The sequence below is a fragment of the Streptomyces sp. NPDC005574 genome (assembly GCF_040605435.1).
Taxonomy (GTDB): Bacteria; Actinomycetota; Actinomycetes; order Streptomycetales; family Streptomycetaceae; genus Streptomyces.
In genome coordinates this window covers 102,458-124,704 of the sequence record NZ_JBEXCW010000017.1, presented here as the reverse complement: position 1 = coordinate 124,704, position 22,247 = coordinate 102,458, and the positions used below count along the sequence as shown (strand labels likewise).

The window sequence follows — 22,247 nt, the reverse complement described above, 5'->3', positions numbered from 1 at the left end:
CGGGCGACGGGGACGAGTTCCTGCTGTGCCTGGCGGACGTCTGATCTGACCGCGTCCGTCCTTCCGGCGCCGACGCCGTCGAATACGCACCGGATCGGCGCCGTGCGGGGGCTCCCACCAGCCCGGACGGTCGCCGGGCTCCCGGTACCGGGGCGATCCTGCACAAGAGCCCGCCACCCCCTCCTCGGTCATCTTCCGTGCCGCGCGCCTGTCCTCCTTGCCCGGTGGCCGGTCGTGGGGAAGGCTGGCTGCACCTCCTCCGGCCCGGAGGAGTCGTCACACGGGGAGACGGGATCATGGCGCAGAGCCAAGGACTTGGCTGGTTGCTGGACGACCTGACGGAGCGCGTCGAACACGTACGACACGCCCTGGTGCTGTCCAACGACGGGCTGGTGGCGGGCGCGAGCACCGGGCTGCGCCGCGAGGACGCGGAGCACCTCGCCGCCGTGTCGTCCGGCCTGCACAGCCTCGCCAAGGGCTCGGGGCGCCACTTCGGCGCGGGCCGGGTACGGCAGACGATGATCGAGTTCGACGACGCGGTGCTGTTCGTGACCGCGGCGGGCACCGGCAGCTGCCTGTGCGTGCTCAGCGGAGCCGAAGCCGACATCGGGCAGATCGGCTACGAGATGACGCTGCTCGTCAATCGCGTCGGCGAGCACCTCGCAGTGGACGCCCGGCATCCCGAGCGCGGATCGGCACACGACCTCTGACCTGCGCCTTTCTCATCCTCCGTGGAGTTATCCACAGGCCGCCACGCGATCCGCCGAACCGGCTACGGTTTTTCCGAGGCGGGCGCACACGGCGCCGGCCACCCGCACTCCACGGGGGAGACGACCATGTCCGGTAGCACCGTCATGCAGGCAGACACCACCCCGCACGAAGCAACCGTCACGCACGAAGCAACTGCCGCGCACCAAGACACCGCCAGCGCCGGAGCGCGCGGCGGCACACTCACCCTGGGGCGAGCAGCTCGTGAACTGGCACTGAAACGAACCGAGTTCGACATCGCCGTGCATCTGGGACGCATCCGGACCGTCCCGGACGACGGAGGCGGGGGCCGGCGCGTGACCAGGGTCGAGATCGACCGCCTGCGAGCCGAGGAGGGCTTCCCCGAGGCGCTGCGCAAGTCCGTCGAAGCCGTGGGCACGGCCGAGGGGGCCGCCCTGATGCAGGTCAGCATCCCCAGGTTCACGCGCCTCGCACGGCTGGGGCTGGTCGTCCCCGTGCACTTCTACCTCAACCGGTACCGGGCGGTCGTCTGGCTCTACCCGGCCGAGGAACTGCGACGGTTCGCGGCCGATCTCGTCGGCGCGCTGGACGAGGCCCGAGAGCGGCGGCCGGCGCCACATCCCGCAGCAGACGCTGCGGCGCGGACGCCCGCCGCGCCCACGGGGGAGCGACAGAAACCGTCACCGCAGCCGCAGCCGCAGCCGCAGCCGCATGCGCAGGTGAAGCGGCGGCCGGTGGGCCTGCTGGACCGGCTTCGTCGCGGCAACCGGCGCGAGCCGGTGTCCCGCTGAGCCGGTCGCGTCCCGGCGCTCCCCGTGCCCGTTACCTACAGCGCCCGGAACAGCCCTTCCTGGACCACGGACACGAGCAGACGGCCCTCGGTGTCGTAGATTCGCCCGCGGGCCAGGCCCCGTCCGCCCGTCGCGATCGGTGACTCCTGGTCGTACAGGAACCACTCGTCCGCGCGGAACGGCCGGTGGAACCACATGGCGTGGTCCAGCGAGGCCATGTCGAAGCCGCGCGGCCCCCACAGGGGTTCGACCGGGATGCGGACCGCGTCCAGCAGGGTCATGTCGCTGGCGTAGGTCAACGCGCAGGTGTGCACGAGCGGGTCGTCGCCCAGCGGCCCGACCGCGCGCATCCACACGGCGCTGCGCGGCTCGGCGTCCTCGACCTCGTCGGCGGTCCAGCGCAGCCGGTCGACGTAGCGGATGTCGAAGGGCTGGCGGCGGGCCATGCGCTCCAGCTGCTCCGGGAGCGCGCCCAGGTGTTCCCGGATCTCGTCGGTGACCGTCGGCAGGGACTCGGGGTCCGGGACCTTCCGGGCCGGCGGCAGCTGGTGCTCGAAACTCCCCTGTTCAGGCTTGTGGAAGGAGGCGGTGAGATTGAAGATCGTGCGGCCCTGCTGCACGGCGGTGACCCGGCGCGTGGTGAACGACCGGCCGTCCCGTACGCGCTCCACCTGGTACACGATCGGCACCCCCGGGCGGCCCGGGCGGAGGAAGTACGCGTGCAGTGAGTGCACCGGGCGGTCGCCCTCGGTGGTACGGCCGGCGGCCACCAGTGCCTGGCCCGCCACCTGCCCGCCGAAGACCCGCTGGATGGATTCCTGGGGGCTCGGTCCGCGGAAGATGTTGACCTCGATCTGCTCGAGGTCGAGCAGGTCGACAAGCCTTTCGGCCGGGTTCGTCATGGGTGCGCTTCTCCTGTGCTCACAGCTGGCCGACATCGGTGATGCGGACGATCGCACGGCCCTCGGCGTCGGAGGCGGTGAGGTCCACCTCGGCGCTGATGCCCCAGTCGTGGTCGCCGTTCGGGTCGGCGAAGACCTGGCGAACGCGCCACAGACTGTTCTGCGGCTCCTCCTCGATCAGGAGCAGCTTGGGACCGCGGGCGTCGGGGCCGGTGCCGAGGTCGTCGTACTCGTCCCAGTACTTGTCCATGGCCTCGCCCCAGGCGTCGGCGTCCCAGCCGGACTCGGCGTCCAGCTCGCCGAGCTGCCCGACCTGGTCGAGGGCGGCGAGCTCCACCCGCCGGAACATGGCGTTGCGGACGAGGACCCGGAAGGCACGCGCGTTGGCGGTGACCGGCTTGACCTGGTCGGCCCTCTCCTGGGCCTCCTCCGCGGTCATCACCTCCGGGTTGGCGAGCTGCTCCCACTCGTCCAGCAGACTGGAGTCGACCTGGCGCACCGTCTCGCCGAGCCACTCGATCAGATCCTGCAGGTCCTCGGACTTGATGTCGTCGGGGACGGTGTGGTCAAGGGCCTTGTAGGCGCCCGCCAGGTACCGCAGCACGATGCCCTCGGTGCGGGCCAGCTCGTAGACGGAGACCAACTCGGTGAAGGTGAGCGCCCGTTCGTACATGTCACGGACGACGGACTTCGGGGACAGCGGGTGGTCGCCGACCCAGGGGTGGCTCTTGCGGTAGGTGTCGTAGGCGTGGAAGAGGAGCTCTTCCATGGGCTTGGGGTAGGTGACGTCCTGGAGGCGCTCCATGCGCTCCTCGTACTCGACGCCGTCCGCCTTCATCGCGGCCACCGCCTCTCCGCGCGCCTTGTTCTGCTGGGCGGCCAGGATCTGCCGGGGGTCGTCCAGGGTCGACTCCACGACGGACACCATGTCCAGCGCGTAGGACGGGGACTCGGGGTCGAGGAGCTCGAACGCGGCCAGCGCGAAGGTGGACAGCGGCTGGTTCAGCGCGAAGTCCTGCTGGAGATCGACCGTCAGGCGGACGATACGGCCCTCGGCGTCCGGCTCGTCCAGTTTCTCCACGATGCCGCCGTCCAGCAGCGAGCGGTAGATGGCGATCGCGCGGCGGATGTGCCGCAGTTGCGCCTTGCGCGGCTCGTGGTTGTCCTCAAGGAGGTGCCGCATCGCGTCGAAGGCGTTGCCGGGGCGGGCGATCACCGACAGCAGCATGGTGTGCGTCACGCGGAAACGGGAGGTCAGCGGTTCCGGATCGGAGCCGATGAGCTTCTCGAAGGTGCTGTCCGTCCAGCCGACAAAGCCCTCGGGCGCCTTTTTGCGGACCACCTTCCTGCGCTTCTTCGGGTCGTCGCCCGCCTTGGCGAGCGACTTCTCGTTCTCGATGACGTGCTCGGGAGCCTGCGCGACGACGAAGCCCGCCGTGTCGAAGCCGGCCCGTCCGGCCCGGCCCGCGATCTGGTGGAACTCGCGGGCCCGCAGCGTCCGTACCCGGTTGCCGTCGTACTTGGTCAGGGCCGTGAACAGGACGGTGCGGATGGGGACGTTGACGCCCACTCCCAGCGTGTCCGTGCCGCAGATGACCTTCAGCAGACCGGCCTGCGCGAGCTTCTCCACCAGTCGCCGGTACTTCGGCAGCATGCCGGCGTGGTGGACGCCGATGCCGTGCCGTACGTAGCGGGAGAGGTTGCTGCCGAACTTGGTGGTGAAGCGGAAGTTGCCGATCAGGTCGGCGATCTTGTCCTTCTCCTCGCGCGTGCACATGTTGATGCTCATCAGCGCCTGCGCCCGCTCCACGGCCTGCGCCTGCGTGAAGTGCACGATGTAGACCGGAGCCTGCCGGGTCTCCAGGAGCTCGGTCAGCGTCTCCGTGAGCGGAGTGAGCCGGTACTCGTAGGAGAGCGGGACCGGGCGGGTCGCCGAGCGGACCACCGACGTCGGTCGGCCGGTGCGCCGGGTGAGGTCCTCCTCGAACATCGAGACGTCGCCGAGCGTGGCCGACATCAGGATGAACTGGGCCTGCGGCAGCTCCAGGATCGGGATCTGCCAGGCCCAGCCGCGGTCCGCCTCCGCGTAGAAGTGGAACTCGTCCATGACGACCTGGCCGACGTCCGCGTGCTTGCCGTCGCGCAGTGCGATCGAGGCGAGGACCTCGGCGGTGCAGCAGATGACGGGCGCGTCCGCGTTGACCGACGCGTCTCCGGTCAGCATGCCGACGTTCTCGGTTCCGAAGATCTTGCACAGCTCGAAGAACTTCTCCGAGACGAGCGCCTTGATCGGCGCCGTGTAGAAGGTGACCTCGTCCCGGGCCAGCGCCGCGAAGTGGGCGCCCGCCGCGATCATGCTCTTGCCGGAGCCGGTGGGCGTCGACACGATGACGTTCGCACCGGACACCACGTCGATCAGCGCTTCCTCCTGGTGGGAGTAGAGCGTCAGACCTCGCTCCTGAGCCCACGACTCGAAGGCTTCGTAGAGGGCATCGGGGTCGGCGGTCGGCGGCAGCTGATCGATGAGGGTCACGGACCCATCTTGCCTGGCCTCCTGCCCAATGGGGGAATCGGATGCTCGTCCGAAGATCGCGAACGCTACGCTGTGTCGCCGACGGAGCGTCAGCGCACCCGGTCAACTGGACAGCGGCACACGAGGAATGGGGCGGCGAACCGTAATGATGGGACCAGCACACTCACTGTCGGGCGCCGCGGCCTGGCTAGGCGTCGGAGCGGCGGCTGCCGCCACAGGGCACACCATGCCCTGGCCGGTCCTTCTGATCGGTGCCCTGATCTGCGCCGGAGCCGCCCTGGCACCGGACCTCGACCACAAGGCGGCCACCATCTCCCGGGCCTTCGGGCCGCTGTCCCGGGGACTGTGCGAGGTCGTCGACAAGCTCTCGTACGCCGTCTACAAGAGCACCAGGAAGCAGGGCGACCCCCGTCGCTCCGGTGGTCACCGTACGCTCACGCACACCTGGCTGTGGGCCGTGCTGATCGGCGCGGGCACGTCGGTCGCGGCGATCACCGGCGGCCGCTGGGCGGTGCTGGCGATCCTCTTCGTGCACGTGGTGCTGGCCATCGAGGGCCTGCTGTGGCGGGCGGCCCGCGGCTCCAGCAGCGACGTCCTGGTCTGGCTGCTGGCCGCGACCAGCGCGTGGATCCTGGCGGGCGTCCTCGACAAGCCCGGCAACGGTTCGCAGTGGCTGTTCACGGAGCCGGGCCAGGCCTATCTGTGGCTGGGGCTGCCGGTCGTCCTCGGCGCGCTGGTGCACGACATCGGGGACGCGCTCACGGTCTCCGGCTGCCCGGTCCTGTGGCCGATCCCGGTGGGCCGCAAGCGGTGGTACCCGATCGGCCCGCCCAAGATCATGCGGTTCCGGGCGGGCAGCTGGGTGGAGCTCAAGGTGCTGATGCCCGTGTTCATGCTGCTCGGGGGCGTGGGCTGCGCGGCCGCCCTGAACTTCATCTGAGGGCCGGCGCTTCCTCAGGCAGTGCCGCCCTGTCCGGAGCCCTGTCCCGTACCGCCGCCGTACCTGCGCTCGAACTGGGCGATGCGGCCCTCCGTGTCCACGGTCCGCGCCTTGCCGGTGTAGAAGGGGTGGCTCTCCGAGGAGATCTCCACGTCCACGACCGGGTACGTCTCGCCGTCGTCCCACTCGATGGTCCGCTCGCTGGTCGCGGTGGACCGGGTGAGGAAGGCGTAGCCGGCGGCGCGGTCGCGGAAGACGACCGGGTGGTAGTCGGGCTGCTTGTCCTGCTGCATGAGTGCTCCTTGTACGGCGGGTACGGCCTCGGTGAGGCGGTGGGCTCGCAGCGGGCGAAGAGGTCAGCCGGACAGGGAGTCCTCGTCCACGATGTGCATCGCGGCCTCCTCCGCCGACGCGGCCGCGCCGTCGATGCCCACGTCGGTGGCGACCAGCGCGCTCTCCTCGTCCTCGTGGGCTCCCTCGTCGGGTGCCACGAGCCGGCCGGAGCGCAGTGCGCCGACCTCGTTGTCCAGGAGTTCCCCGTCGGTGCCGTCCGAGTCACCGATTCCGTCGCCGTCGTATGCGGGGATGTCCGGCAGCTCCTCGGCCAGGCGCTGGTCCAGCGTCTCGCCGTGCAGGCGCTCCGCGGCCGTCACGTCCGTGCGCTCGACCGCCCACGGTCTTTCGGGAGGGGACCAGCCGCGGTCGAGGGGATCGTCCACGCCGTCGTTGTCGAGGGTGTCCTCCGCGTCGAGCAGCCCGGCGTCGTCCTGGATCTCGGATGCATCGGGCTGGTAGACGTCGTCTCCCCATCCGTCGGCGCTGTTCACGGGTACCTCCAGGTGGTGGGGACGGGCCCGTTCGCCTCACGGTCGGCGGGGGGTCGCAGGCCGTCGGGGCACTCGTCGCGCCCGTCTGCGGACCACATGGTTCGCGGGCGCTCCCCGAACCGGTGCCGTTGCCCAGCCTTCCATCCCACGTCGTACCCGCGCAACGGCACGGACCCGGGACGGGTGCCGGACGCCCCCGACCCGGCCGGGGAACGGCGCGACGGCGCAGGTCCGGGGACGGGCCGGCGCGGGGTGCGAGCGGCCGGGCCGATCGGTCGCACCGCCGCTGCGCCGCCCCCTCCGCGAGGCAGGCCGCGGCAGGCACGAGGGTCAGCCGTGCCAGGACCGCCACAGCGCGGCGTACGCGCCGTCCGCGGAGACCAGCTCGTCGTGGCTGCCCAGCTCGCTGATCCGGCCCTCCTCGACGACGGCGATGACGTCCGCGTCGTGGGCGGTGTGCAGCCGGTGGGCGATGGCGACCACGGTGCGACCGTCGAGGACCCGGGCCAGGGACCGTTCCAGGTGGCGTGCCGCGCGCGGGTCGAGCAGGGAGGTCGCCTCGTCCAGGACCAGTGTGTGCGGGTCGGCCAGCACGAGCCGGGCCAGTGCGATCTGCTGGGCCTGGGCCGGGGTGAGCACCAGCCCGCCCGAGCCGACCTCGGTGTCCAGCCCGGCGTCGAGGGCGCGCGCCCATCCGTCGGCGTCCACCGCGCCGAGGGCCGCCCACAGCTCGGCGTCGACCGCGTCGCCGGCGTCCTGCCCGGGCGAGGGCAGTCGGGCGTGGGGGAGCGCGAGCAGCAGGTTGTCCCGCAGGGAACCGACGAAGACGTGGTGTTCCTGGTTGACGAGAGCGACGTGTTCGCGGACGCGTTCGGCGGGCATCCGGGACAGTTCGGCGCCGCCGAGGGTGATCCGGCCGTCCCGGGGCGCGTAGATACCGGCGAGCAGCCGGCCGAGGGTGGACTTGCCCGCCCCCGAGGGGCCGACCAGGGCCAGCCGGGTGCCGGGCGCGACCTCCAGGGACACCTTGCGCAGCACGTCGACGCCCTCGACGTAACCGAAGTGCACCCGGTCCGCGTGCACGTCCCGTCCTTCGGGCGCCAGGGTGTCCTCACCGGCGTCCGGCTCGATGTCGCGCACGCCCACCAGCCGGGCCAGCGACACCTGGGCCACCTGGAGCTCGTCGTACCAGCGCAGGATCAGGCCGACCGGGTCGATGAGCATCTGGGCGATCAGCGCGCCCGTCGTGAGCTGGCCGACCCCGAGCCAGCCGTGCAGCACGAGGACACCGCCGACCATGAGGACCGAGGCGAGGACGGTCACATGGGTCACGTTGATGACCGGGAAGAGCACCGAGCGCAGCCACAGGGTGTAGCGCTCCCACGCGGTCCACTCCTGCACCCGGCGGTCCGACAGGGCGACGCGGCGGCCGCCGAGCCGGTGTGCCTCGACGGTGCGCCCGGCGTCCACGGTCTCCGCGAGGGCCGCGGCGACGGCGGCGTAGCCGGCGGCCTCGGAGCGGTAGGCGGACGGTGCCCGGCGGAAGTACCAACGGCAGCCGATCACCAGCAGGGGCAGGGCCAGCAGCACCGCCCCGGCCAGCGGCGGCGCCGTGACGACCAGGCCGCCCAGGAGCAGGCCCACCCACACCACGCCGATGGCGAGTTGGGGTACGGCCTCGCGCATGGCGTTGCCGAGCCGGTCGATGTCGGTCGTGATCCGGGACAGGAGGTCGCCCGTCCCGGCCCGCTCCAGGACACCCGGGGGCAGACCGACCGACCGCACGAGGAAGTCCTCGCGCAGGTCGGCCAGCATCCGTTCGCCGAGGGTCGCCCCGCGCAGACGCACCTCCCGTACGAATACCGCCTGGACGCCGAGGGCGAGCACGAACAGGGTGACGGTGAGCCCGAGATGGAGCTCACGCGCCCCGTCCGACACACGCTCCACGAGTCCGCCCAGCAGGTAGGGGCCCACCATGGAGGCGATCACGGAAACGGTGTTGACGGTGATCAGGAGGAGGAAGGCGCGGCGGTGCCGCCTGAACAGCTCGGCCACGTAGGCGCGTACGGTAGCGGAGGCTCCGACGGGCAGGGTGTTCGCGGTCGTCGGGGCCGCCGGGTCGTACGCCGGTGGTGCCACGCCGATCATGCCTTCTCCTCGATCTCTTCCAGTGCGCCGATCCGGCGCACAGCGTCCCGGCGCACTCCGTCCCGGCCGCCCGTCCCGCCGAGACAGTCCACGTCGTCCATGTCGTTGACGTCGTCCAAGTCGTCCATCGCGTCCAGGTCTTCGAGGTCGTCCAGGTCCTGGAGGTCGTCGAGGACCTCGTGCAGTGGTGTCCCCGCGACCGGCGCGGCGGAGCCTGCCTCCTCGTCGGTCTCGCGGGTCACCACCGCCCGGTACCGGGGCTCGTCGCGCACCAGCTCGCGATGGGTGCCGACCGCTGCGACCGCGCCGTCGTGGACGAGGACGACCCCGTCGGCGCGGTCCAGCAGCAGCGGGGAGGAGGTGAGGACCACGGTGGTGCGGCCCGCCCGGAGTTCCTTCACGCCCTCGGCGATCCGGGCCTCCGTGTGCGAGTCGACGGCGGAGGTCGGCTCGTCCAGGACGAGGACCTCGGGGTCGGTGAACAGCGAGCGGGCCAGGGCGAGCCGCTGGCGCTGGCCGCCGGACAGGGACCGCCCCCGCTCGGTGATCCGGGCGTCCAGCGGGTCCTCGGCCTCCAGCGATCCCTGCACGAGCGCCGCGAGCACGTCCGCGCACTGTGCGGCGGCCAGCGCCGACCCCGCCTCGACATCGCCCGAGGCGGGCACGTCCAGCAGGTCCCGCAGCGAGCCGGACAGCAGCACCGGGTCCTTGTCCTGCACGAGCACGGCCGCACGCGCGGAGTCGAGGGGCAACTCGTCCAGCGGGACGCCGCCCAGCAGGACCGGTGTGCCCCGCTCCGGGGGGTGCCCGCCGAGCCGCTCGGCCAGCCGTCCCGCCGCGTCGGGGTCGCCGCACACCACGGCGGTGAACTGTCCGGCGGGGGCCAGCAGACCGGTGCCGGGGTCGTAGAGATCGCCCGAGGGGAGGTCCGCGGTGCGCGACCCGCCGGTGTCCGTGACCCGCTCCAGCGCGAGCACTCCGGCGGCGCGCCTGGCCGAGGGACGAGAGAAGGAGTACGCCATCGCGATCTCCTCGAAGTGGCGCAGCGGATAGGTGAGGACCATGACGGAGCTGTAGACGGTGACCAGTTCACCGACGCTGATGCCGCCCTGCCGGGCCAGCTGCACGCCGTACCAGACGACCGTGATCAGCAGCAGACCCGGCAGCAGCACCTGGATCGCGGAGATCAGGGACCACATGCGGGCGCTGCGCACAGCGGCGTGGCGGACGTCCTGGGAGGCACGGCGGTAGCGGTCGAGGAAGAGCTCCTCGCCTCCTATGCCACGCAGGACGCGCAGCCCGGCGACCGTGTCCGAGGCCAGCTCGGTGGCGCGGCCCGACTTCTCGCGCTGGAGGTCGGCCCGCCGGGTCGCGCGGGGCAGCAGCGGCAGCACGGCGAGTGCCAGGACGGGCAGGCCCACGGCGACGACCGCCCCCAGGGCCGGCTGGTAGACCACGAGGGCCACGCACACCAGCACGATGGTCACCGCCGCCGCGGTGAACCGGGAGACGGCCTCCACGAACCAGCCGATCTTCTCCACGTCCCCGGTGGAGACGGCGACGACCTCGCCGGCGGCGACCCGCCGGGTCAGCGCCGGGCCGAGCTGGGCGGCCTTGCGGGCCAGCAGTTGCTGTACCCGGGCGGCCGCCGTGATCCAGTTGGTGACCGCGGCCCGGTGCAGGAAGGTGTCGCCGACGGCGTTGCCGGCGCAGCACACCGCGAGCAGGCCGCCCGCGCGCGCCAGGTCCGCTCCCGAGCGGTCCACGGCCGCCTGGACGGCGAGACCGACGCAGAACGGCAGCGCCGAGACGGATCCGAAGTGCAGCAGTCCCCAGGCCAGCGCCTGGAGTTGTCCGCCCAGCTGGTTGCGGCCGAGCCACCACAGGAATCGGGCACCTGAGCGCGCGTCCGGCACGCCCGGGTCGGGATACGGAAGGTCTTGGATCTGCATGGCATCCCAGTGGCTCGTGTCAGGGGGGCGGGAGGAGGCGCGGAGCGCGGCAGCAAACCGTGAAAGGTTCGCGTCGCGCCGTGGTCGAAAGCAAACGGTTTTCCTCGGCACGGCACACAATCGGAAGCTTCCTGGCAGCCCGTCACGGGCCCCTGCACACCACCTTTCCCGGGCCGATTGTCCGGAACACGGCTCGGCGCGCGGTCACTTGGTGCGACCATCTCGTCATGCACGGTGACTACAGAGGGTGCGCTCCGGCCCGCAGCCCTTTTCTCCGGATGTCCGGAGTCCTCGCGGCGAGGATTTCTCCGGTCCTCGCGCTGCTGACGGCCCTGGTGCTGGTGTCCGCGTGCGGCGGCACACGCCACGCCGGCGCCGGGGGCGCGGAGCCCCGGAGCGGAACCACCTCCACCGGCCGGGCATCCACCGGCACGGCCTCCACCCACCCGGCCTCCGCCCACCCGGCCTCCGCCCACCCGGCCTCCGCCCACCCGGCCTCCGCGGGCCCGGCCGGAGCGCGCCCCGCTGTGACCTTTTCGTCCCACATCCCGGGCGTGGGCGACCGCTTGCGGCGGCGGATCCCGACCGGGTCCCGTCAGGTCGTGGCGGTGTACGGCGAGGGCCGCGACTCGGCCGAAGCCACCGTCGTGCTGTACACGTGGCGCGGCTCGGGTTGGGAGGGCGGCCGTGGTTGGGCCGCGCACAACGGGAAGAAGGGCTGGACGGTCGACCATCGCGAGGGCGACCGGCGCAGTCCGGTCGGCGTGTTCACCCTCACCGACGCGGGCGGTGTGCTCGCGGACCCCGGGTCCAGGCTTCCGTACACGCGGTCGGCGGCGTTCGCCGCTCCCCGCCGCTGGGCCAGGGCGTACTGGCACGACTTCGACTACGTGATCGCCATCGACTACAACCGTGTCAAGGGCACCCCGCCGAACGACCCGACCCGCCCCGAGGGCCCGTCGAAGGGTGGCGGGATCTGGCTGCACATGGACCACGGCAGCGGTACGTCGGCCTGTGTCAGTTTGTCCGAAACCGCGATGAGGCACCTGCTGCGCACCCTCGATCCCGCCCTGCGCCCGGTGGTGGTGATGGGGGACCGGGCCGCCCTCAAGTCCTGGTGAGACCAGCGGTGTTGCGGATGCTTCCGGGGAGAGGCCTCATTGCGGAAAGGGCTGTCTTTCCGTAGAACACCGCCATGACCAGACGGATCATCATGTCCATGCTCGCCGGAGCGACCCTGCTGGCGAGCACTCTCCTCGGAAGCGCTCCGGCGCAGGCCACCGGCATCAGGACGCCTCTTCGGAACGCCCACGCTCAGGCCCCGGCCCGCCCCGCCAACGCCCAGACCCCGTCCGAGGACGTGCGGACCCGATCCGCGGGCGTCCCGGCCGAGTTCGGGTCCGACTGGCACGATCCCCTCACCGCCGCCCCACCGGTCACCAGGCCCGGCGGAAGATCCTGCCAAGTCACCCTGGCACAGGCCCGGTTCCGCGACTTCACCCCATATCGAGGGGCCTACGCACCGCCGGAGGGCTGCGGTGACCGCTGGAGCAGGGTCGTGCTGCGACTGGAGGGCAAGGTCAAGGGCCGCCAGTTCGACCGGCTCGGCTATGTGCACGTCGGCGGGGTGGAGGTCTTCCGCACGTCGACGCCGGAGCCCTCGCCCGACGGCATCGAGTGGTCCGTGGAGAAGGACGTCACCCGCTACAGCGACACGTTCCGGCGCGGCCAGGACGTCGAGATGCTCATCGGGAACGTCGTCGACGACACGTACACGGGAGTCATCGACGTCAAGGTCACCCTGACGTTCTACCCGGGCGGACCCGACGCGGCGCGCACCCCCGACCGCGTCCTCACGCTCGCGGACGGAACCGGCGGCGCGACCCTCACCACCCCGCGCAACAGCGAGCGCATCGTCGCCGAGGTGTACGCCACCGGGTCGGGCGGCGGCTGCGAGGAGTACTGGTACCTGGCGGTGCCGGACTCCGCGCCGTACTCCTGCCAGGCCGACGGCGGGCCCTACCGCGAGGTGCAGATCACGGTCGACGGTCAACTCGCCGGCATCGCCGCGCCGTTCCCGACCGTGTGGACCGGCGGCTGGTCCAATCCCTTCCTCTGGTACGTCGTCCCGGCCCCGCGCGCCTTCGACGTCAAGCCGATCACCTACGACCTGACGCCCTTCGCCGGAATCCTCGACGACGGCCGGCCGCACCGCGTGGAGGTGTCCGTCGTCGGCGTCCCGCAGGGGCAGAGCGGCTGGAGCACTCCCGTCAACGTGCTCGTCTGGCAGGACGCGAAGCGCGCCCACGTCACCGGCGGCCTCACCACGCACCGGGTCGGCGACCTCACCAACTCCTCGACGTATACACCTGGTTCGGAGCGGCGGGTGGACACCGAGGGCGGTCATCGGTTCACGGTCGCCGGTTACGTCGACACCTCGCACGGCAGGGTGACGACGACGGTCGGCCGGACGCTCCGCAACAGGTCCGCGCACCGCTGGACCGACGGTGAGACCACGGACGGCCTCGACGCCGTCTGGACGGACGACGAATGGGTGAGCGTCGACGGGCACGGGCCGGCGCGCACGACCCGGACGCACCGGACGTACACCATGGACGGCACGACCACGATCGGTGCGGACGACCGGCTGCGCACGGTACTGGGCCTCGGCGACCGTGCCACCGTCACCGAGGCGCGTGGCGGCCGTCGGACCGCGTGGTCGCGACTCGACGACACCTACACGGGAGACGCGACGTTCACCGTGAACGTGCCGCGGGACCAGCGGCACGCGGTGGCCACGACGAGTGAGCGCTACCGGTCGTACGGCTCGCAGGGCTGCTACGACCGGTCCCTGACGACGGTTCAGGGAGTGCTGACCGAGGATCGCGTCCGCTGCTGAGGCGTGTGGTGTGCGTTGCGGCGCCGGAAGGGGAGGAACCGCCGTTCGTCCCGGCCCAGTTGATCAACGAGCCCCCGACGCCCCGCCCCTCAGCACCGCCGCCCCCGCTCGGGTGCCCCCTCGACCAGTGTGTCCAGCAGGCTGCCGAGCATCTCGCGCTGCTCGTCGGTGAGGGGGGCGAGGATCTCCTCCGCGGCGGCCCGGCGTGCGCCGCGCAGCTCTCGCAGGGCCTCGTGCCCGTCGTCCGTGAGCTCGATGCGGATCACCCGGCGGTTGGTCGGATCGGGGACCCGGCGTGCCTTGCCGCTCGCCTCCAGGCCGTCGACCAGAGTCGTCACGGCGCGCGGCACCACGTCCAGGCGCTCGGCGAGGTCGGCCATCCGGGGCGGCGCGTCACAGTGCGCCAGGGTGCGCAGGAGGCGGGCCTGGGCCGGGGTGACGCCCAGGCCGCGCTGCTCCAGATGATGCTTCTGGATGCGGTGCACCCGACGGGTGAGCCGCAGCAGCCGTTCGGCGAGCAGGCCGTCGGAATCGGGGGAGCTCATACGGGAACAATATCAGGAGCTGGTTCATTGTGAGTATAGGTAACAATGAGCTATGCTCCCGTTCATCCTCGCCCTCTACCACCCGTAGGAGCCATGCCCCGCGACGACATCAACTGGACCCCGTCTCCCGGCACCTCGACCGACCAGCCTCGGCAGGTGCGCCGCATCCTGAAGCTCTTCAAGCCCTACCGCGCCAAGCTCACCGTCGTCGGCCTGCTGGTCGGCGCCTCGTCCCTGGTCACCGTGGCGACCCCGTTCCTCCTGAGGGAGACCCTCGACGTCGCCATTCCGCAGGGACGCACCGGTCTGCTCAGTCTGCTGGCCCTCGGCATGATCGTCAGCGCCGTCCTGACCAGCGTGTTCGGTGTGCTGCAGACCCTCATCTCCACCACGGTCGGCCAGCGCGTCATGCACGATCTGCGCACCGCCGTCTACGGCCGGCTGCAACGCATGTCGCTCGCCTTCTTCACCCGCACCCGTACCGGTGAGGTGCAGTCCCGCATCGCCAACGACATCGGCGGCATGCAGGCGACCGTCACCTCGACGGCCACCTCCCTGGTCTCCAACGTCACCAGCGTGGTCGCCACGATCATCGCGATGCTTGCCCTGGACTGGCGTCTGACCGTGGTCTCGCTGCTCCTGCTGCCGGCGTTCGTGTGGATCAGCCGCCGCGTCGGCAACGAGCGCAAGAAGATCACCACCCAGCGCCAGAAGCAGATGGCGGCGATGGCGGCGACGGTCACCGAGTCGCTCTCCGTCAGCGGCATCCTGCTCGGCCGCACCATGGGCCGCTCGGACTCGCTCACGCGGTCCTTCTCCGAGGAGTCGGAGGGCCTGGTCGACCTGGAGGTGCGCTCGAACATGGCCGGCCGCTGGCGGATGGCCGTGATCACCGTCGTGATGGCCGCCATGCCGGCCGTCATCTACTGGACCGCGGGACTCGCGCTCCAGATGGGCGGCCCGGATGTCTCGATCGGCACCATCGTGGCCTTCGTCTCGCTCCAGCAGGGCCTGTTCCGCCCGGCCGTCAGCCTGCTGTCGACCGGCGTCCAGATCCAGACCTCGCTCGCGCTCTTCCAGCGCATCTTCGAGTACCTGGACCTGCCCGTCGACATCACCGAACGGGAGCGGCCCGTCCACCTCGACCAGGTCAAGGGCGAGGTCCGCTTCGAGAACGTCGAGTTCCACTACGACGACAAGAGCGGCCCGATCCTCGACGGCGTCGACATCGACGTACCGGCGGGCTCCGGCCTCGCGGTCGTCGGCCCGACCGGCGCCGGCAAGTCGACGCTCGGCTATCTCGTGCCGCGGCTGTACGACGTGACCGGGGGACGCGTGACCCTCGACGGGGTCGACGTGCGCGACCTCGACTTCGACACGCTCGCCCGCGCGGTCGGCGTCGTCTCCCAGGAGACGTACCTCTTCCACGCCTCGATCGCCGAGAACCTGCGTTTCGCCAAGCCGGACGCCACCGACGAGGAGCTGTGGGAGGCGGCGAAGGCGGCCCAGATACACGAACACATCGTCTCCCTGCCCGACGGTTACGACACCGTCGTCGGCGAGCGCGGCCACCGGTTCTCCGGCGGCGAGAAGCAGCGCCTGGCGATCGCCCGCACGATCCTGCGTGATCCGCCGGTGCTGATCCTGGACGAGGCGACCAGCGCCCTGGACACGCGTACGGAGGTCGCCGTGCAGGAGGCCATCGACGCGCTGTCCGCCGACCGGACCACCCTCACCATCGCGCACCGTCTGTCCACCGTCCGCGACGCCGACCAGATCGTGGTCCTCGACGCCGGGCGGGTGGCCGAACGGGGCACGCACGAGGAACTGCTGGAGCAGGACGGCCGGTACGCGGCCCTGGTCCGCAGGGACTCCCGGCTGGAACCGACAAGCTGACGATATGCCGGGTTTGAGATGATATGCGGGTTACCGTGCCCCCATGCAGATCAACATTCCGCCACGGAAGACCACCCGACTGACACGGCGGGGCCGGCTCGCTCTCATCGCGACCGGAGCCGTCGTGGCCGGCACCGCCGTGGCGGTGCCGCTGCTCAGCGTCGACAGCGACCGGGAGGCCAGGCCCGCCGCGCTCGTGATCCCCGAGGGGTGGCGTGCGGGCCAGGTCTACGAAGCCGTGGACAAGGCACTCGCCCTGCCCGCCGGCACCACGGAGAAGTCACTCCCGAGAGCCGCGCTGAAACTGCCGAACGACGCCGAGGGAAACCCCGAGGGCTACCTGTTCCCGGCGACCTATCCCCTTGCCGACAAGGCGACTCCCGAGTCCCTGCTGTCGTACATGGTCGAGACCGCCAACAAGAAGTTCAACGGCGCCCCGGTCGCCGCCGGCGCGCAGCACAACGCGATGAACGTCTACCAGGCGGTCACCATCGCGAGCATCGTGCAGGCCGAGGCCGCCACCAAGGCCGACATGAGCAAGGTGGCCCGGGTCGTCTTCAACCGGCTGGAGCGGGGCATGCCGCTGCAGATGGACTCCACCATCAACTACGCGCTGAGCCGGGCCACGCTGAAGACGACGGCTCACGACACCCGGATCGAGAGCCCCTACAACTCCTACCAGCGCATGGGGCTGCCACCGACGCCGATCGACAACCCGGGCGAGGAGGCCATGCGCGCCACGATCGATCCGGCTCCGGGCGACTGGCTGTACTTCGTCACGGTCAAACCGGGCGACACGCGCTTCACGGCGAGCTACGAGGAGCACCGGCGCAACGTCGCCGAGTTCAACGCCCACCAGAAGAACCCGCACCCGACGAAGTGACCCGCCGGGGGCGTCACGCGGCGGCCGGCTCCCCGGCGGACCCCAGCAGCCCTCTGATGTCCCGGACGGCGGCGCGGCCCGCGCGGTTGGCGCCGACGGTGCTGGCCGAGGGGCCGTAGCCCACCAGGTGGACGCGCGGATCGGCGCTGGCGCGGGTCCCCTCCACGCGGATGCCGCCGCCCGGCTCGCGCAGCCGCAGGGGCGCGAGGTGGTCGACGGCGGCGCGGAACCCGGTCGCCCACAGCAGGACGTCGGCTTCCACCCGCCGGCCGTCGTTCCACTCCACGCCGTCGGGAGTGATCCGGTCGAACATCGGAAGCCGGTCGAGGACCCCGTCCCGGAGCCCCTGCCGTACGGCGTCGTTGAGGGGCAGGCCGGTGACCGAGACCACGCTCCTGGGCGGCAGCCCCTGCCGTACCCGTTCCTCCACCAGGGCCACGGCGGCCCGGCCGGCCCCCTCGTCGAAGGGGCCCTCGCGGAAGACGGGCGGCCGCCGGGTGACCCAGGTGGTGGCGGCCGCGTAGGGGGCGAGCTCCAGCAGGTGCTGGGTGCCGGACGCGCCCCCGCCCACCACGACCACCCGCTGTCCCGCGAACTCCTCGGGTCCCGGGTACCGCGCGGTGTGCAACTGCCGTCCGCGGAAGGTCTCCTGCCCGGAGTAGCGCGGCCAGAACGGCCGGTCCCAGGTCCCGGTCGCGTTGATCAGGGCCCGCGTCGACCAGTTCCCCGCGGAGGTCTCCACGAGCAGTCGGCCGGCGGACCCCTCGCGGACCGCCCGGACGTCCACCGGCCGGCGGACGCGCAGGTCGAAGGCGCGCTCGTAGGCGGCGAAGTACTCCGTGATGATCTCGGCGGACGGCCGCGCGGGATCGGCGCCGGTGAGTTCCATGCCGGGCAGGGCATGCATCCCGTGCACTCTGCCGTACGTCAGCGAGGGCCACCGGAACTGCCAGGCGCCGCCGGGGCCGGGGGAGTGGTCGAGCACCACGAAGTCGCGGTCCGGTTCGAACCCGGTGCGCCGCAGGTGGTGTGCGGCGGCCAGTCCGGCCTGTCCGGCGCCGATGACGACCACTTCGACCTCATGCGCATTGTTCACCTTTCCACCAACCGCTCCGGCGGCGCGGATCTTCCCGCACGCGGGAAGATCGGCGGTGTGGAATCCGGCGTGTGGGTGAGGATGGAGTCATGCCAGACGCCTTCACCACCCGAGTCCTGAACGTGGCGACCGGCTCCGCGGAGCAGGTCGTCGATCTCACCCGTGACTGCGCGGAGTTCCTGCGGGATGCGGCGGCCGGCCGCGACGGCCTGCTGAACGTCTTCGTCCCCCACGCCACCGCCGGCATCGCGGTCCTGGAGACCGGCGCGGGCAGCGACGAGGACCTCCTCGCCACCCTGCACACCCTGCTGCCCGCAGACGACCGCTGGCAGCACCGGCACGGCAGCCCCGGTCACGGCCGCGACCACGTCCTCCCCGCGATCGTGCCGCCGCACGCGACGCTGCCGGTGCTGGGCGGCCGGCTGGAGCTGGGGACCTGGCAGTCGGTGTGCCTGGTGGACACGAACAAGGACAATCCGAACCGGCAGGTACGCCTGAGCTTCCTGGGGTGAGCGGATCGCCGCGCGGCGGCGACGGGACCGGGACCGCGTACTGATCGCGGCGAGTGACCCGGCTCTCATGGCACGGCACCGGCATAGTCGAGACCATGGTGTTTCTCACCGGCAGGCCGAAGGGATCGGGAATGCTCCGCAAGGTACTGGTCGCCAACCGTGGCGAGATCGCGATTCGTGCGTTCCGTGCCGGATACGAGGTCGGCGCGCGGACCGTCGCCGTCTTCCCGCACGAGGACCGCAACTCGCTGCACCGCCTGAAGGCGGACGAGGCCTACGAGATCGGTGAACCGGGACACCCCGTCCGGGCGTACCTCTCCGTCGAGGAGATCATGCGCGCGGCCCGGCAGGCGGGCGCCGACGCCGTCTACCCCGGCTACGGCTTCCTGTCCGAGAACCCCGAGCTGGCCCGCGCGTGCGAGGAGGCCGGCATCACCTTCGTCGGGCCGAGCGCGCACATCCTGGAACTGACCGGCAACAAGGCGCGCGCGGTGGCCGCCGCCCGCGCGGCCGGTGTGCCGGTTCTGGGCTCCTCGGCCCCCTCCAGTGACGTGGACGAACTGCTGCGAGCCGCCGGGGACGTCGGGTTCCCCCTGTTCGTGAAGGCGGTCGCCGGCGGCGGAGGGCGCGGAATGCGCCGCGTGGAGGACCCCGCGACGCTGCGCGAGTCGATCGAGGCGGCCGCGCGCGAGGCGGCGTCCGCGTTCGGCGACGCCACGGTCTTCCTGGAGAAGGCCGTCGTCGAGCCCCGGCACATCGAGGTGCAGATCCTCGCCGACGGCGACGGCAACGTGATCCACCTCTTCGAACGCGACTGCTCCGTGCAGCGCCGCCACCAGAAGGTCATCGAGCTGGCGCCCGCGCCGAACCTCGACCCGGCCCTGCGTGAGCAGATCTGCGCCGACGCCGTACGGTTCGCGCGGGAGATCGGCTACCGCAACGCGGGCACCGTGGAGTTCCTGCTGGACCGCGACGGCAACCACGTCTTCATCGAGATGAACCCGCGCATCCAGGTCGAGCACACCGTGACCGAGGAGGTCACCGACGTCGACCTCGTACAGGCACAGCTGCGCATCGCGGCCGGTGAGACCCTCGCCGACCTCGGCCTCTCCCAGGAGACCGTGAAGCTGCACGGTGCCGCGCTGCAGTGCCGGATCACCACCGAGGACCCGGCCAACGGCTTCCGCCCCGACACCGGCCGGATCAGCGCCTACCGCTCGCCCGGCGGCTCCGGCATCCGGCTCGACGGCGGCACCACCCACGCCGGCACCGAGATCAGCGCCCACTTCGACTCGATGCTGGTCAAACTCACCTGCCGAGGGCGGGACTTCACCACCGCGGTCAACCGCGCCCGGCGTGCCGTGGCCGAGTTCCGCATCCGCGGCGTCGCCACCAACATCCCGTTCCTGCAGGCCGTCCTCGACGACGCCGACTTCCAGGCGGGCCGGGTCACCACGTCGTTCATCGAGCGGCGGCCGCACCTGCTCACCGCCCGCCACTCCGCGGACCGCGGCACCAAGCTGCTCACCTACCTGGCCGACGTGACGGTCAACAAGCCGCACGGCGAGCGGCCCGACCTGATCCACCCCGTGTCGAAGCTGAAGCCGCTGCCGGCCTTGGAGCCGCCCGCCGGTTCCAAACAGAGGCTCACCGAACTCGGCCCCGAGGGGTTCGCCCGCTGGCTGCGCGAGTCGCCGGGCGTCGGCGTCACCGACACCACCTTCCGCGACGCCCACCAGTCGCTGCTCGCCACCCGGGTGCGGACCAGGGACATGCTCGCCGTGGCCCCGACGGTGGCCCGGACCCTGCCCCAGCTGCTGTCCCTGGAGTGCTGGGGCGGTGCCACCTACGACGTGGCGCTGCGCTTCCTCGCCGAGGACCCCTGGGAGCGGCTGGCCGCACTGCGCGCCGCCGTACCGAACATCTGCCTGCAGATGCTGCTGCGCGGCCGCAACACCGTGGGTTACACGCCGTACCCGACGGAGGTCACCGACGCCTTCGTGCAGGAGGCCGCGGACACCGGCATCGACATCTTCCGGATCTTCGACGCGCTCAACGACGTCGGGCAGATGCGGCCCGCCATCGACGCGGTGCGGGAGACCGGGACGGCCGTCGCCGAGGTCGCCCTGTGCTACACCTCCGACCTGTCCGACCCGGCCGAGCGGCTGTACACGCTCGACTACTACCTCCGGCTGGCCGAGCAGATCGTGGACGCCGGGGCGCACGTCCTGGCCGTCAAGGACATGGCGGGGCTGCTGCGGGCACCGGCCGCGGCGACACTGGTGTCGGCCCTGCGCCGCGAGTTCGACCTGCCGGTGCACATCCACACCCACGACACGACGGGCGGTCAGCTCGCCACCTACCTGGCCGCGATCCAGGCCGGCGCGAACGCCGTGGACGGTGCGGTGGCGTCCATGGCGGGCACCACCTCGCAGCCTTCCCTGTCGGCGATCGTCGCCGCGACCGACCACACCGAGCGGCCCACCGGCCTCGACCTCAGGGCGGTCGGCGACCTGGAGCCGTACTGGGAGAGCGTCCGCCGGATCTACGCGCCGTTCGAGGCGGGCCTCGCCTCGCCGACGGGACGCGTCTACGACCACGAGATCCCCGGCGGCCAGCTCTCCAACCTGCGCACCCAGGCGGTGGCGCTCGGGCTCGGCGACCGCTTCGAGGACATCGAGGCGATGTACGCCGCCGCCGACCGCATCCTGGGCCACCTGGTGAAGGTCACCCCCTCCTCGAAGGTCGTCGGCGACCTCGCCCTGCACCTGGTGGGCTCAGGGACGACGCCCGAGGACTTCGAGGCGGCGCCGGACCGGTTCGACATCCCCGACTCCGTGATCGGCTTCCTGCGCGGTGAGCTGGGCACCCCGCCCGGAGGCTGGCCGGAGCCGTTCCGCACCAGGGCGCTGGAGGGCCGCGCCGCGGCCAGGCCGGTGCCGGAGCTGAGCGAGGAAGACCGCACCGGACTGGAGAAGGACCGGCGCGCCACCCTCAACCGGCTGCTGTTCCCCGGTCCGACGCGGGACTTCGAGACCCACCGGCAGAGCTACGGCGACACCAGCGTGCTGGACAGCAAGGACTTCTTCTACGGTCTGCGGCCGGGCAACGAGTACACCGTCGACCTCGAACCGGGAGTGCGCCTGCTGATCGGCCTCGAAGCCGTCGGTGAGGCCGACGAACGCGGTATGCGTACCGTGATGTCCACCCTGAACGGCCAGCTCCGGCCGATCCAGGTCCGCGACGCCAAGGCGTCCGCCGACGTGCCCGCGACGGAGAAGGCCGACCGCTCCAACGCCGGCCATGTGGCCGCCCCGTTCGCCGGGGTGGTGACGCTGGCGGTCGCCGAGGGCGACGAGGTGGCGGCCGGTGCGATGGTGGCCACCATCGAGGCGATGAAGATGGAGGCGGCGATCACCGCCCCGAAGGCGGGGCGCGTGTCCAGGCTGGCCATCACCCGCATCCAGCAGGTGGAGGGCGGGGACCTGCTCGTCGAGATCGGCTGAGATCCCGCGGCTCCGGCCGCCGCCGGAAGGGCGCCGCCGATTCCCGGCCAACGCCCACGACATGGTCCGCCACCTCGCCCGCGAGGTG

Annotated in this window: 15 protein-coding genes and 2 pseudogenes; 9 read left to right on the top strand and 8 right to left on the bottom strand. The window is 71.6% G+C overall.

Annotation, left to right across the window (positions count from 1 at the left end):
* Window positions 1-296 precede the first annotated feature (296 nt).
* Window positions 297-710, top strand: a complete 414-nt coding sequence (locus ABZT03_RS14755; RefSeq protein ID WP_356038573.1) for a roadblock/LC7 domain-containing protein — start codon at window positions 297-299, stop codon at window positions 708-710.
* A gap of 126 nt (window positions 711-836) precedes the next feature.
* Window positions 837-1,298 (top strand): annotated as a pseudogene (locus ABZT03_RS14750) (DUF6397 family protein); the annotation flags it as partial.
* Between the two features lie 257 nt (window positions 1,299-1,555).
* Here the strand turns inward: ABZT03_RS14750 and ABZT03_RS14745 are convergent.
* Together ABZT03_RS14745 and ABZT03_RS14740 are read right to left on the bottom strand one after the other, a co-directional pair.
* Window positions 1,556-2,422 (bottom strand): acyl-CoA thioesterase II, encoded by an 867-nt coding sequence (locus tag ABZT03_RS14745; RefSeq protein WP_356038571.1) that lies wholly within the window; start codon window positions 2,420-2,422, stop codon window positions 1,556-1,558.
* Between the two features lie 19 nt (window positions 2,423-2,441).
* Window positions 2,442-4,955: a DUF3516 domain-containing protein gene (locus tag ABZT03_RS14740; protein ID WP_356038568.1), complete on the bottom strand. Its 2,514-nt coding sequence runs from the start codon at window positions 4,953-4,955 to the stop codon at window positions 2,442-2,444.
* 145 nt (window positions 4,956-5,100) lie between these two features.
* On the opposite strand from ABZT03_RS14740, the gene ABZT03_RS14735 reads away from it, so the two are divergent.
* Window positions 5,101-5,895: a metal-dependent hydrolase gene (locus tag ABZT03_RS14735; protein WP_356038565.1), complete on the top strand. Its 795-nt coding sequence runs from the start codon at window positions 5,101-5,103 to the stop codon at window positions 5,893-5,895.
* Window positions 5,896-5,909: 14 nt separating this feature from the next.
* On the opposite strand, the gene ABZT03_RS14730 is transcribed toward ABZT03_RS14735, so the two are convergent.
* The 4 genes from ABZT03_RS14730 to ABZT03_RS14715 form a co-directional block, all read right to left on the bottom strand.
* A complete protein-coding gene (locus tag ABZT03_RS14730; protein ID WP_356038563.1) occupies window positions 5,910-6,188 on the bottom strand; it encodes a type B 50S ribosomal protein L31 in 279 nt (92 codons plus the stop codon).
* Between the two features lie 63 nt (window positions 6,189-6,251).
* Window positions 6,252-6,722 (bottom strand): DUF5709 domain-containing protein, encoded by a 471-nt coding sequence (locus ABZT03_RS14725; protein WP_356038560.1) that lies wholly within the window; start codon window positions 6,720-6,722, stop codon window positions 6,252-6,254.
* A gap of 330 nt (window positions 6,723-7,052) precedes the next feature.
* On the bottom strand, window positions 7,053-8,870 hold the full coding sequence (locus ABZT03_RS14720; protein ID WP_356038558.1) for an ABC transporter ATP-binding protein: 1,818 nt from the start codon (window positions 8,868-8,870) through the stop codon (window positions 7,053-7,055).
* The gene (locus ABZT03_RS14715; protein WP_356038555.1) at window positions 8,867-10,822 is read right to left on the bottom strand and encodes an ABC transporter ATP-binding protein; all 1,956 of its coding nucleotides are present in this window, start codon (window positions 10,820-10,822) and stop codon (window positions 8,867-8,869) included. The genes ABZT03_RS14720 and ABZT03_RS14715 overlap by 4 nt, the downstream gene beginning before the upstream one ends.
* A 278-nt stretch (window positions 10,823-11,100) precedes the next feature.
* Here ABZT03_RS14715 and ABZT03_RS14710 point away from each other — a divergent pair, with 278 nt between their 5' ends.
* Together ABZT03_RS14710 and ABZT03_RS14705 are read left to right on the top strand one after the other, a co-directional pair.
* Complete coding sequence (locus ABZT03_RS14710; protein ID WP_356038552.1) at window positions 11,101-11,943, top strand: hypothetical protein; 843 nt, start codon at window positions 11,101-11,103, stop codon at window positions 11,941-11,943.
* 248 nt (window positions 11,944-12,191) lie between these two features.
* Window positions 12,192-13,721, top strand: a pseudogene (locus ABZT03_RS14705) (peptide-N4-asparagine amidase); the annotation flags it as partial.
* An 89-nt stretch (window positions 13,722-13,810) separates the two neighbouring features.
* Here ABZT03_RS14705 and ABZT03_RS14700 read toward each other — a convergent pair.
* Window positions 13,811-14,266, bottom strand: a complete 456-nt coding sequence (locus ABZT03_RS14700; RefSeq protein WP_356038549.1) for a MarR family transcriptional regulator — start codon at window positions 14,264-14,266, stop codon at window positions 13,811-13,813.
* A 93-nt stretch (window positions 14,267-14,359) separates the two neighbouring features.
* Here ABZT03_RS14700 and ABZT03_RS14695 point away from each other — a divergent pair, with 93 nt between their 5' ends.
* Complete coding sequence (locus ABZT03_RS14695; RefSeq protein WP_356038546.1) at window positions 14,360-16,162, top strand: ABC transporter ATP-binding protein; 1,803 nt, start codon at window positions 14,360-14,362, stop codon at window positions 16,160-16,162.
* 43 nt (window positions 16,163-16,205) lie between these two features.
* The gene (gene mltG, locus ABZT03_RS14690) at window positions 16,206-17,045 is read left to right on the top strand and encodes an endolytic transglycosylase MltG (protein ID WP_356038542.1); all 840 of its coding nucleotides are present in this window, start codon (window positions 16,206-16,208) and stop codon (window positions 17,043-17,045) included.
* A gap of 13 nt (window positions 17,046-17,058) precedes the next feature.
* Here mltG and ABZT03_RS14685 read toward each other — a convergent pair whose 3' ends face one another.
* Entirely contained in the window at window positions 17,059-18,141 is a 1,083-nt protein-coding gene (locus ABZT03_RS14685; RefSeq protein WP_356038539.1) for an NAD(P)-binding domain-containing protein, read from the bottom strand.
* An 89-nt stretch (window positions 18,142-18,230) separates the two neighbouring features.
* Between ABZT03_RS14685 and ABZT03_RS14680 the strand changes: the two genes are divergently transcribed.
* Both ABZT03_RS14680 and ABZT03_RS14675 read left to right on the top strand, forming a co-directional pair.
* Window positions 18,231-18,653 carry a YjbQ family protein gene (locus ABZT03_RS14680; protein WP_356038536.1) on the top strand — a complete coding sequence of 141 codons (423 nt, stop codon included), beginning with the start codon at window positions 18,231-18,233 and terminating at the stop codon, window positions 18,651-18,653.
* Window positions 18,654-18,784: 131 nt separating this feature from the next.
* Entirely contained in the window at window positions 18,785-22,159 is a 3,375-nt protein-coding gene (locus ABZT03_RS14675; protein ID WP_356038533.1) for a pyruvate carboxylase, read from the top strand.
* Window positions 22,160-22,247: the final 88 nt, after the last annotated feature.